The 12,020-nt window shown below is 59.9% G+C and carries 7 protein-coding genes; all 7 read right to left on the reverse strand.

The window, feature by feature from the left end:
- Positions 1–413: 413 nt before the first annotated feature.
- A complete protein-coding gene (locus Q0J85_RS14700; RefSeq protein ID WP_294482980.1) occupies positions 414–2,411 on the reverse strand; it encodes a DUF4965 domain-containing protein in 1,998 nt (665 codons plus the stop codon).
- A 50-nt stretch (positions 2,412–2,461) separates the two neighbouring features.
- A complete protein-coding gene (locus tag Q0J85_RS14705; protein WP_294482981.1) occupies positions 2,462–3,319 on the reverse strand; it encodes an alpha/beta hydrolase in 858 nt (285 codons plus the stop codon).
- A gap of 42 nt (positions 3,320–3,361) precedes the next feature.
- On the reverse strand, positions 3,362–5,125 hold the full coding sequence (locus Q0J85_RS14710; protein ID WP_294482982.1) for a glycoside hydrolase family 36 protein: 1,764 nt from the start codon (positions 5,123–5,125) through the stop codon (positions 3,362–3,364).
- Positions 5,126–5,173: 48 nt separating this feature from the next.
- Positions 5,174–7,474 carry a hypothetical protein gene (locus tag Q0J85_RS14715; protein WP_294482983.1) on the reverse strand — a complete coding sequence of 767 codons (2,301 nt, stop codon included), beginning with the start codon at positions 7,472–7,474 and terminating at the stop codon, positions 5,174–5,176.
- A gap of 128 nt (positions 7,475–7,602) precedes the next feature.
- A complete protein-coding gene (locus tag Q0J85_RS14720) occupies positions 7,603–8,313 on the reverse strand; it encodes a prepilin-type N-terminal cleavage/methylation domain-containing protein (protein WP_294482986.1) in 711 nt (236 codons plus the stop codon).
- A 79-nt stretch (positions 8,314–8,392) separates the two neighbouring features.
- Positions 8,393–10,582: a hypothetical protein gene (locus Q0J85_RS14725; RefSeq protein WP_294482988.1), complete on the reverse strand. Its 2,190-nt coding sequence runs from the start codon at positions 10,580–10,582 to the stop codon at positions 8,393–8,395.
- A 164-nt stretch (positions 10,583–10,746) separates the two neighbouring features.
- Positions 10,747–11,742 carry a LacI family DNA-binding transcriptional regulator gene (locus tag Q0J85_RS14730; protein ID WP_294482990.1) on the reverse strand — a complete coding sequence of 332 codons (996 nt, stop codon included), beginning with the start codon at positions 11,740–11,742 and terminating at the stop codon, positions 10,747–10,749.
- Between the last annotated feature and the right edge of the window lie 278 nt (positions 11,743–12,020).

A 12,020-nucleotide genomic window follows, 5' to 3' on the forward strand; every position in this document is an offset into this window, starting at 1 on the left:
GATCAGCTGAATCGTTGTCGAATCAACCACATGGATCATCCGCTTGAAGCGTCTCGGTAACGCACAGTAGCGTCTGCTGCACAAATTCCCTTGTAATCGGGTCGAGTTGTGTCAGATCAAATTTCATATGCGCTTAACGTATAAAGATAGCGTATAATTCGGATATCTCAAATAAAATACATCGAAAAAAACGTTTTTTTCTGTTACGAATCCGAACCGCCGCATCCCTCTGCAGCCATTAACGCACATTCAGGCGATCATATTCACACCGTGTACAAGCTTCTTGAACCGGGATTTCGCCTTCGGCGACCAAGGCGCTTCGATAGGAGCGAAATCCCATTTCTGGAAACTTGCATACGGCGTATATTCTGTCTACCGCTCCTGATTTCCCGATTTTTTCAGCCTTCCCGGAGTCAGCGGCTCCGCCTCCATGCGGCAACGGTTTCGGAGTCGTAGAGAAGCCGGAGGAACAACCCGCCGACCACGGAACGGGCTTGGAAACCGGCCTGCACCGCGCTCCGGGTATCATACCAGTCGGTCATCGGCACCCGGCTGGGCGACTCTTTCAGGAAATCGATCACCGGCGCCAGCAGGGCCTGAAAATCGTCGTCTTTGCCCGTCAGGCAGGCGCAGTGGAGAATCCAGTCCAGTTTGGTGTAGTCAGCCCGGCTGTCGAGTGGCAGACCGTAACGGTTCTGGTGCGCCCGATAGAAAGCGACTTCGCGTTCCGCCAGCGATTCCGGGAACAGATTCAGGTCGAGCAGTTTGTCATAGACCAGATTGTACTTCTGGCTCCAGGTGCCTTCCCGGTCGAATGCCAGCCGGGTGCATTCGCCGCCATCGGCGGCTTCCAGCCATTCCCCGGCGAACTTTTCGGCAATGGTGCGGAAATATTCCGCATCCTCCGCCTCGCCCAGTGCGCCGGCGCTTCGGGCAAAGGCCCCCAGGCCGAGAATCGCTTTCAACGCCAGATTGGCGTTGTGCGCCAGATGCCCGGCGAAATCGTCGGTGCAAAGCTGGGACGCCGGGTCCATGCCGTTGCCGACAAGATAAACCGCCCATTTTCTGAGCTGTCCGTAGTGCCGGCGGACAAAGTCGCGGCGTCCGTCGAACTTGAGCAGCGCTCCGGTCAGAATCAGCAAATTGCCGCACTCCTCGACCGGCATCTGCGTTTTCGGATTGCAGTCGTACTGGCCGTTGGCCAGCGGATACGTGCCGAGGTCATGCGGGGCGAACTCAAATTTCCAGCGTCGCGAATCGAGAAACTCGAAGATCGGAATCAGCATGCCTTCGAGCAGTACCGGCGCCATCAGCAGAAACAGCGGCGCCGAAGGATAGGTCACATCCACCGTCGCCACACAGCCGTTGGAATGGTTCTCCTTGGAGAAGAACAGCGGCCTGCCCTGCCGGTCGGCGGCCAGCTTGTGGGCCGCGACAGCCTGCCGGTACGCCCCCGCACAGAGTACGGCATAGTTTTCGCCGCCGAGCTTCCGGCAGTCGGCGAGCAGCCGGGCGTCGAATTCCGCCGCGCGGCGTTCGATTTCGGAATATTCGGCCAGGCCCCTGCTCAGCATGGCGCCGAAAGTTTCTCCGTCCCTGCGCCAGTAATCGACCAGTTTTTCATGCAGGAATTCAAGTGCGAAGACATCGTCATAAGCCACCGCCAGCAGCAGCGTCGCCGGTTCGGCGCCAACTCTGCCGAAATCATGCGCGGCCGCACAGACCGGCCAGGCGTACTGCAAGGTGGTCATCGGGTCGAGAAGATCGTCGCAGCCGCCGATGGAGCCGTCCCGGCAGAAGCTTTCGCGCAGGATTCCGGCTTTCTGATACCGCAGCGTGACGGGCGAGTCGTGCCGGGCGGCCAGATAGAGTCTTCCCCAGTCGATCTTGACGATATCGCCGCATTCGCGGAGCGGGTGGTCATTCAAGCCGCCGGCAAACGCCAGTTTCAGGCCGGCCGCTTCGCCGCGGCCTCCGGCCACCTGGCGCCCGGCTCCGTTCACGGTCCAGTCGGCGCCGCAATCCAGATAGAACTGCACACTGTGTTCCCGGCCGTCGACGGAACGCACTTCCGGCACCAGATAGCAGAGCGGGCGGCTGAGCAGCTCCAGATCATCCGGCAGCAGCGGCGACAGGAAAGTGAATTTCAGCTCGACGCCGTCCGCCGCGAAGGTATAGATTGTCCGCGTCGGCAGTACTTCACAACCGGTCTGTTCCATGGCTTCACCGCCGTCGAGGCCGCAGAAACGCCGGCTCCGGCCGTCGATCCGCAGGATGCCGGAGAGCCTGCTGTCGGCTCCGCCCCAATGGCAGCTCCAGCTTTCGGTCAGGCGGTCGGAAAAGCTCCAGACGCTGAAAAAGGGATCGTGCACGACCAGCGGGACGGCCGGGTAACGCATTTGTCGGGTCATAATGAAAAATCCTTTTCTGATAAGGAGGTTGAAGATTGCCGTTCCCGCGGTCAGGACAGGTTCGCCTGCCGCCGCAGCCAGCCGGAGGCAAGTTGCGGCCAATCCGATACCGGGCGGCCGCTGCGGAGGATGCCGTATCCATGCCCCCCTTCGGCAAAGAGATGAAGCTCCGCCGGAACCGAAGCCCGCTTCAGGGCCAGGAACCAGCCGAGCGCATTCTCCGCACGGACCTGGTCATCCTCCGCCTGAACCAGAAAGGCGGGGGGAGTCCCGGAACCGATGCGGAACTCCGGCTGCGGGGCGAGATCGTCACCGCACAGATAGGCCGGATAAATCAGCAAAGTATAATCGGGGCGGAACGGCATCCGGTCCGTTTCGTCAACCGGCTCATACGGCATCGGTTCCGCCGGAGCGGCGATGGACGCCGTCAGGTGGGCTCCCGCCGAAAAGCCGAGGCAACCCAGCCGGTCCGGCCGGCTGCGGAACGATTCCGCATGGAAGCGGATGAACCGCATCGCCCTCGCGGCGTCGGCGCGCGCGGCTTTCCGCAGGTCCGGGCAGCGGTACTTCAGCAGGAAAGCGGCGAATCCGATCGAATTGAGCCAGCCGCAGATATCGCGTCCCTCGTGATTCCACGCCAGAAACTCATAGCCGCCGCCGGGGCAGACCATCACCGCCGGATGCGGTCCACGGCCGCTGACCGGAAAAAAGGTCAGCGTCGGGCGCGCGACATCCGTCAGCCGGTCAATCCCGTCGACAGGTTCCAGGAAACGCTCCGCCGCGGCTCGCTCCTCCGTTCCGCCGAAAGGAACGGCCTCGTTCCACAGGGAATACTCCCGATCATACATATCTGCACCGGTTCTCCGGCAGGGGATGGGCCCGTTTGGGCGGGCATCATTGTTCTTCATCAAAAAATCCTCCATTTCAAACCATAAATTCCGCCCGACCCATCAGAACTGAATGCCCAGAAGCCCCGATTTCGGCAGCCGCACCCGGGAAAGCCCCGCGACAGGCGGCGCACCGGGACTTTGTCGCCCGGTCGCGTCAAAGCAGACGGCCTGACGAACCGGCAGCGGCAGCTCCAGCAGCAGCCGGTCCGAACCGCTGCCGTTGATGATCCAGCAGCATTTTCCCGGCCTCGGGGGAACCGGCACCGCCAGGTCCCCGCCATAAACGGCGATCACCATCTCCGTCTCCGTCTCCGCGACGACCAGCGGATAATTGAGTTCGGGGTGATACGGCGTCAGCTTTCCGTGCAGCAGCACCTCCTGATGGACGCGCATGAAATCCAGCCAGAATTTCAGCATCTCCCGATGCTCCTCCGGGAGATCGGCGAGCCGCACGGAAATCTGCGGCACACTGAAGATCACGTTCAGCAACTGCAGCGCGGCGTTTTCAACCGTGTCGCGGCTGTTCCATTCCAGCATGTCGGAATGCACCGCCGTGTCGCCGGATGTCAGCCTCAGATCGATCACGCCGAGCCGGTTCGACAGAAAATCCCCCGGGCAGTCTCCGACCCGGAACAGATTGCCGTATTTCCGGATCGCCGGCCCGATGTAGCTCTGCCGGAATTCGATCAGGATTCCCGGCTTGATCCGTTCCAGCCGGGAACGCGTTTCCGACAACAGCAGGTTCACCGCTTCCGGCAGGGATCGGAGGTCCCGGCCCGCATAATCCTCCCGGACGGCGGGGTCTTCCCCGTCGAAGCGGAAGCTGTCGATGAAGTCGAGTTTGAAGCCGTCGATGTCCCACTGCACAAGCGCCTTTTCATAGGTGGAGATCAGAAACTCCCGCACCTCCGGGAAACGGGGGTCCAGCACCGCCGTCCCCAGCTCCTCAAGCCGGTAGAGGAACTTCCCTTCGAACCGCTCCCGGTTCCGGCTCCTGTCCCCCATGAACGGGACGGAGAACCAGACCAGATATTTCATCCCGAGCCGGTGAACCCGTTCCACATGGGCGCGCATGTCGGGGAAACGCCTTTCGGAAATCTCCCAGTCGCCGCAGAACGCATAACCGCGCCGGTTGTCGTCGGTCTGCCAGCCGTCATCAATGATCACGCCCTTCATGCCGTACCGCGCGGCCAGCGCGCATTCGCGTTCCAGCTCCGGCGCGAAAAGATTCTGGTGGAAACTGTACCAGGAGGAGTAGAACGGCTCATACGCGGCCGGCGGGACGGCGGCCGCCTCATATTCCGGGAAAGAGGCGAGCCATCCGAAGGCTTCCCGGATCGCCTCGGCATAAAAGAGCGGCCGGATATCGAGCCGGAGCAGGAGTTCATAAGCCGCGATCGGCGCTTCCGGGCAGGTGAAAAGTTCGACCGAACAGGCCGCCTCGCAGGTTTCCTCATGGACTCCGGCTTTGATTTTCACCGGGCGCATCGCCTCGGAAACAGCAAACAGCAGGCGGTTTTCGCCGGATTGGCTCCCGAGCAGCAGCACCGGCGCGGAGGTGGCGAGGTCGGAGTGCAGCGCCGCAGTCCAGTCGGCGGGGATTTTGCGGTTGAAACCTCCCGCCGGATGCCAGCAAAAGTGCATCTCCGTCAGCGGCACACGCCATTCGAGCAGCAGGCGCGGCGGCGGAGCCGGCGCAGCGGTTTCCATTGCGATACGGACATGTTCCAGGCCGGGTTCGACGGTCCGGCCGGAAACGGCAATTCTCCAGCTGCCGGTCTCTCCATTCAGATTCAGGGTTCCAAGAATACTTTCAATCACCATAAGTTGCTTTTCTTTCTTGTTCGCGCGGGCCTTCGCTCCGGCGCGGGTTCATTTTTCCGGTCCGCCCTGGTCGACAGCTTCAAGTTCCACCTTGTCGGCGAGCGAGATATGTCCTTCCACGACGCCGTTGTCGAGATCGTTGACGGAGGTGCGGCTTTCGAGGTCCCGGAACAGCCGGAAAAGGTCACGGACTCCCCCGACGCCGAACCAGACGGTGGTCACCGCCGCCAGTACCAGCGGAACCGCCAGCTGAACCACGAAGAAGTAGTGTCCCCACCATTCCAGCGGCCACGGCGAGAACAAATTCCAGAGCAGCACCCCCAGGAACGCCAGGCAGAAGGAATAGACGAAGCTGTACCCGAAAAGGCTCCATGCGATGACCCGGTCGCCGCGGGTGTATTCCGGCGTGATGCCGATCACGTTGGCGAAAAATTCGCGCAGCGACCAGTGGAGCTTGTACTTCTTCGTCCCGTCGATCGCATATTTCCCGCGGTGGAGCATGCGGTCGAGGTTGAACGGCTCCTTGCAGGTCAGATACGAAACCGCGCAATAGAGCACCACGGTCACGATCATGGTCAGGAAATAGAATTCATAGGAGTTGACCGGGCATTTGACCGCATCCATTTTCCAGACGATCCAGGGATTGAAAGGGCCGGAGAGCGTCTCAAGCGCATTCCCCACCGGGACGGCCAGATCGTTGGCGTCCAGAAACGGGTAGACCGTGTCGGCCCAGTTCCGCTGGATCAGCACGCCGCCCGCCGCCATGACCATTCCGGCGATCAGCGAAGTGAAGGCCCCTGCCGTGGTGCCGAACCGGCTGTACAACCCGAAAATCATCACGGGAGCGCAGCCGCCCAGCCAGATGGAAGTCATCAGCGTCACGAACAGATTGATGTAGTCCAGCTGCGACATGAAATACGAGCCGCAGAAGAAAAAGACGCCGACGCCGACCGATACCAGCCGGATCACCCGGATGTGCTGCTCCGGCTTCAGCGGCTTTCCGCACAGCGGCACGACCACATCCTGCGTGATCGTCAGCGAGGCGCTGTAAATGCGCGTATCGTCGGTGGAGAGCATCGCCAGCACCATCAGCAGCGCGAAAAGTCCGAGGATCACCGGCGGCAGCAGTTCGCGCATGGCGACCGGCAGCATCAGCTGGTAATACAAGGTGCGGAATTGCTGGAACACGGCATTGCCGTTCTCATTTTCCAGCAGGGTCCGGTGCGCGGTGTCGAGGTAGACGGTATCGAGATTGCTCCGGTCGGAAAGCGGGGCGTCCCGCCCGACCACATGCTTCTGCTCCGGAATATCGCGGAGGTTGGCGACCAGCCTGGCGCGCAGCGCGCCATCCTCGACGAGCCCATCCGCGATGCGGGTCGAAAGCCGGGTGCGGATCTCGCGCGCCTCCCCGGAGAAATTGCCGTGGTTGAGCACGACGATCACCGCAACCGCGATCAGCAGATAAAAGATCAATCCGAGCATATTGCGCCAGGTGCCGAGCATCCCCGCCATCTTCTGTTCATGCGGAGATTTCGCGGCGGAGGTGATCCCGGCGCCGATCCAGCTGGCGTGATGCACGATCATCGTGGTGAAAGTGACGATCAGCATGAACACGTTGAAATCACGCAATTCGCTGACGTCGAAGGGATCCAGAAAACTTTCGCCGGGAACCCGGTCCATCATCACCGGCACGATTTCCGTGCTCCATGAGAATTTGCACAGCACGAATACGATCATCACGGCCAGCAGCGGATAGCAGAACATCCCCTGAATCGCATCGGTAATCACCAGCGTCAGGGTCCCCCCGCAGCAGATCAGGGTAATCGCCATCGCCAGCACCAGCACCACCAGGAGCATGAAAGTCGGCAGCTGGCAGCCGAAAAGTCCGATGGATTCCGGCAGGTCGAAGAAGTAGATGAAAAAACGCGCCGCCACCGCCGGCATGATCATATTGGCCAGCATCTCCGAAAGCGACCGCAGCGTCGCGGCGAAAATGCGCAGCGGGCGGTTGTAACGCATTTCCAGAAACTGTCCCAGCGACATCGCTTTGGTCTCGCGAAACCGGTAGGTGCAGTAGCCGGTCAGCGCGATCACGATGCTCAGCGGCATCGCGAAACCGTTCCAGAAGCTCAATGCGAATCCGGTTTTGTACTGCGCCTCCACATAGGCGACCAGCCCGATGATCGCCAGCGCGTTGGCCACGTCGCCGACGCTGATCACATACCGTCCGCACAACCGCCCCGCAACCAGAAAATCGGCCACGCTTTTCACATATTTGCGGGAATAAAATCCCATTCCCATCACAAAAAGCACGGGAATTATCACGATCAGCCAGTCAAAAAGAGTCATTGGTCCGCAACCTGAAACAATCTATTAGAAACTCCCGCCGCCTGCTCTATGCAAACGGCGACGGCACGGAAAAGCCGCCAGGGGAAGGACGGCATTTCCGCGTATCGGAGGGAGCCGGGGAAAGATGACTATTTGCCGGTTATTTCGAGCCAGTCATCCAGAATCTTATATCCCGGTTTGTTGAGCTCCGCGACATGCCCGTCACCGAAAAAGACGTTCATACCGCCGGGATGGGCAGCAAAGGGACCGACGTTCAGCACATTCGTGCGCCACAGATAGTATTCGGTGAACCAGGCGGCATCCGGATTCTCCATCCAAAAACGCTTCCAGGAGTCGCCGATGCAGATAATCCTAGACGGGTTCCGACCAAGTTCAGTCTGGTTGAGGATAAACCACTCCCGCGGAGCCGGTCCGTAGGCATTATCGCCCATAAACTCATTGTAACCGTAACTCAGAGCCGTCCGGCTCACCTGCCAGGCATCGTGTCCGGTATCGGCCGGACAACTGAGCACGGTTCTGGTCTTGGCCTCTTCTCCGTAATGGCCGATATATAATTTCAGAAGAAGTTCCCACCACGGCAGTGCCGGATGAATATCGGTCTTCATACTGTTTGGCAGGATAATGCCCGCATGCTCATCGGAGTACAACGCATAATAGGTGCCGATCTGCTTGAGGTTCGCCTTGCATTTGACGCTGTGGGCCGCCGCCCGCGCTTTGTTCAAGGCGGGCATCAGCATGGAAGCGAGAATCACGATGATCGCAATCACTACTAAAAGTTCGATAAGCGTAAATTCGGACACTTTTTGCGCGTGTCCCCTCTTTCCACCATACAGTTTCATAGATCACTCCTTTATGTTGATTGGGGACGCACCCGTTCCCGGTATGAGGGGAGAAACGGATGCGGTCCCTGGATTCCGTTTATTTTTCCACGGGCACAAAAGCCTTCAATTTCTCTTTTTTGAATGCTTCCATCGCGTCATCCAGGGCGACGGCGCCTTTCGTGCCGTACATCGCCCGGATCTCACCGTCGACGTCGATCCCCTTTTCCCGGAGCGCGGTGACCAATGCGTAATCATCGACTCCCAGCTCCCACAGCGCCCAGCGGCGGGAGGGATAGCGCACTGCGTTTTCGTCCAGATAGGTCATGCCGTAATTGACGACGCCTGCCGGCGGCGTGATCGAAGCGTGCCGGAACTGCAGGCCGGTCAGACTCCAGAACGTGAACCCGTCCCACTTGCGCTGCAGGGAATTCAGCGCCATGCGGCGGTAGTTGTCCAGCGGATGCCGCGGCTGCGAATCGCATTCGTAAATCCAGAGCGGCTTCCCAGTGCTCCGCAGGAGTTCGAGGGCCTGATTGCCGTTCTTCGCGTCCTCCTGCAGGAACCACGATCCCAGGCAGAAGTAGTCCAGATAGGGAAGGAACGGACGCAGCTGATCCGCGTTTGCCGGCGGAGGATCGGAAAAAATCCGGATCTGCGGATCCAGCCGCTTGATGTTCTTCGCGGCGTTGAGAAATTTGTCGCTCAGCACTTCGTCGAAACAGTGGACGATCCACTGATCGTAATCGTAGCCGCGGGATTTCATATAGGCAGCGAGCTGCAGATAGTAGTTGTCTAGATCGCCGTTCCACTTGTCGGCGGCGCTGGTAAACCAGTTTTCCAAGAAAAAGATCACCTTGCCGCGGTCGCCGTTGGCATCGACCTGATCCAGAACCTGTTTCAGGTTGCTCTTTTCCCAGTTGACGGCCTCTTTCGCATCGTTCCCGCAATTGACATGGAAGACATTGACGCGGGCCTTGCGCAGGAACTCGTAATCCGCCTGATCCTTCGTCACACCGTAATCCCAGTTGAACACCGCCACCGGCAGCTCTTTCGGGGATTCGATTGCCGCCACAGCCTGACGGACCGGAACCCGAAGTTCCGTCACGGCGGCCGGGTCCAGCGGAGTTAAGACCAGAGTGCCGCGGTAGATGCCCGGCTTCAGGTCGCGGCTGCGCAGATCGATCCAGATTCCTTTCGTCTCACCGTCCGCCACTTCGAACACACTGTCGAACGGCAAAGGCGGCATCGCATCGAAAAATCCCTCGACCGGAATCATGCGCCGCAATTGCGGGGCCGGAGCGTTCTTCGCCTCCCAGCGGGGACGGAAGTACTGGGTCCGCCCGGAATGGTTGCGCACGAGCAGGATTTTCGCCTCATAACCGTTCACGGGCATCGTGACATCCACTTCCGGCTCCGTTTTCGCGGAGACCGGCGTATCGACGTCGAATTCGACCGACGGATTGATCAGGCGGGCTTCCAGAGCGTATTGCCGGCAGGCGGCGATCACCGCGGCGTCCGCCGGGGTAAGGCTCTCTTTCCGGTAGTTTTCCTGCGCAGTGACCAGCCGCTTCAGCAGCTCCCCGTCGACCGGCAGCCCGAGGGCGGCGTCGCGTCTGTAGCTGTCGGCCAGGGCGTCGAAACGCCTGCGCTGCGACCGCATCCTGCGCATCTCCACGAAATTCGTGCCTGGCGCCTTCAGTTCCGGCAGCGGCGGCAGTTCATCGGCGCATTCGAGCGTCACTTCGTCGATCAGCATGCAGGCCCCCGTGGCTCCGTAGCCGATTCCGGCGGCAAGGCTCACCATCTCTCCCGGCGCGCGTTCGCCTTCCACCACGATCCGTTCCCAGCCGTTTCCTTCGGTGGTTTTAATCCCCACCTTGCCGGGGCCGGCGGAATAGGAGTGGCCTTTCGCCAGGCCGATCTCGGCTTTTACGGGGAAATCGCTTTTGCACCATGCGGTAAGACGTATCTTCCTGCCGTGAAGCCGCTCCGCCGGAATATCGGCCAGCAGGAACATCCACTGCGCTTCATCGGAGGCTTCCAGATAGAGCGCCCGCCTGCCGAAGGCCGCTTCCTTCGAGGGAACATGAATCCATTTCCCGGGTTCTGCCCCACGGTAGATGACCGAGATGGGCCACTTCGCCGGATCTCCCTCAAAATCCTCGTGGTAAACGATCTCCGCAGATGCCTGAAGCGCCGTGCATGCCAGCAGCGCCGCGACGGGAGCCGCGCAACGCCGCAGAAAGGCGGACGGATTCAGCGCCGCCATCTTCCGATACTTGCTCATGTTTTGCATATCTCCTTTGTATTAGAACCGCCTCCCACTCCGATCGCCAATGGAAGTACTTTCGGCATGATAAAAACTCCCGGCGGAAGCAATCGCCCTCCGCCAGAATACGGTTTCCGCACAGAAATCCCCGGCCGTTCACGCGGCCCGTTCCGCAATCGTGATCAGCGCGGGCAGTCGATGACCGACTCTCGATGAACAAGCTGCGGTAAAATCCTGACCGAACGCAGCGGCGCGGCAGGCTCGTCGATTCTGGCCAGCAACAGCTTCACCAGCTGTTCGGTGATCTCCGAAAAATCCAGATCGAAAGAGTCCAGCGCAGGACACAGAAACGCAGTCATGAACGAGCCGTCCAGCGCGATCACCGACAGGTCGTCCGGCACCCGGATTCCGAGTTTCGCGGCACTGGAGAGCGCCGCGATCGCTTCGGTGTCGCTGTGACAGATCAGCGCATCGGGAATGACTCCGCCGCACTCCCGGTAAAACTTGCCGAACGCATCCAGCGGACGGCGGCTCCAGAACGTCAACTCGAAAATCCACTCCGGTTTCGATTCAAGCCCGCACCGGCCCACATGTTCGCGGAAGAACCGGTTGCGCTCCCCCACGCTCAGAATACCGATCCGGCGGTGGCCGAACCGCTTCAGGTGCTCCAGCGCCCGGATGATCATCTGTTCTTCATCGAGAACGACATAATCGTAGAATTCGTTCCGGTATCCGTACACCACCGCCGGAATTTTCTCCTCCCGGAAACAGGGCGAGGCGTCCCAGCTGATCACGCCGCAGATATTGCGCTCAAAGAAGGTCTGAAGCGTCTGCGCGTGCAGTTCTTCCGAATCGTCGCCGCCCCAGAAGGAGAACAGGCTCGTAAAGCCGCGCTTTTTGATTTCACGCTGCAATTCCAGCGCCATGTTGCCGTAGATGCCGGTGCCGGACATCGGCATCGCCACGCCGATGGTCGAGGACTTCCGCGTCCGCAGTTCCCGCGCCGCGGTGTTCGGCCGGTAGTTCAGCGCCTTGACCGCCTCGGCCACCTTGCGGCGGTTCTCCGGCGTGCTGTTGCGGTAGCCGGAATTGCTGATGATGAATGCGACCAGACTCCGCGAAAGTCCGCAGTAGTCCGCCACATCCTTGAGTGTAACCCGCTTCTGTCGTTCCGGCATCGTAATGTCCTTGCAATACTCTTGTAGATCGTTCTACATTAATTATACTACAGACGGCACGCGATGTCAAGAGCCAAAGCCGAAAAATTGAAAAATAATACAGCGAAGCGAATACGTCCGCCGTATATGCCCAGTGAGCCCCATCTAGAAATCCTCCCGAAGTGAGATTACCTTGCCTCCGTAACTTGAAACCGGGAGGCACAAATGGAACGAGAAAGGCGTAGTCGTGACTACTGGCGGGAACAGTTGTCGGAATATTGGGATGGCGGTTTAACGAT

The sequence above is a fragment of the uncultured Victivallis sp. genome, assembly GCA_944389935.1.
In the GTDB taxonomy this organism is placed as follows: domain Bacteria; phylum Verrucomicrobiota; class Lentisphaeria; order Victivallales; family Victivallaceae; genus Victivallis.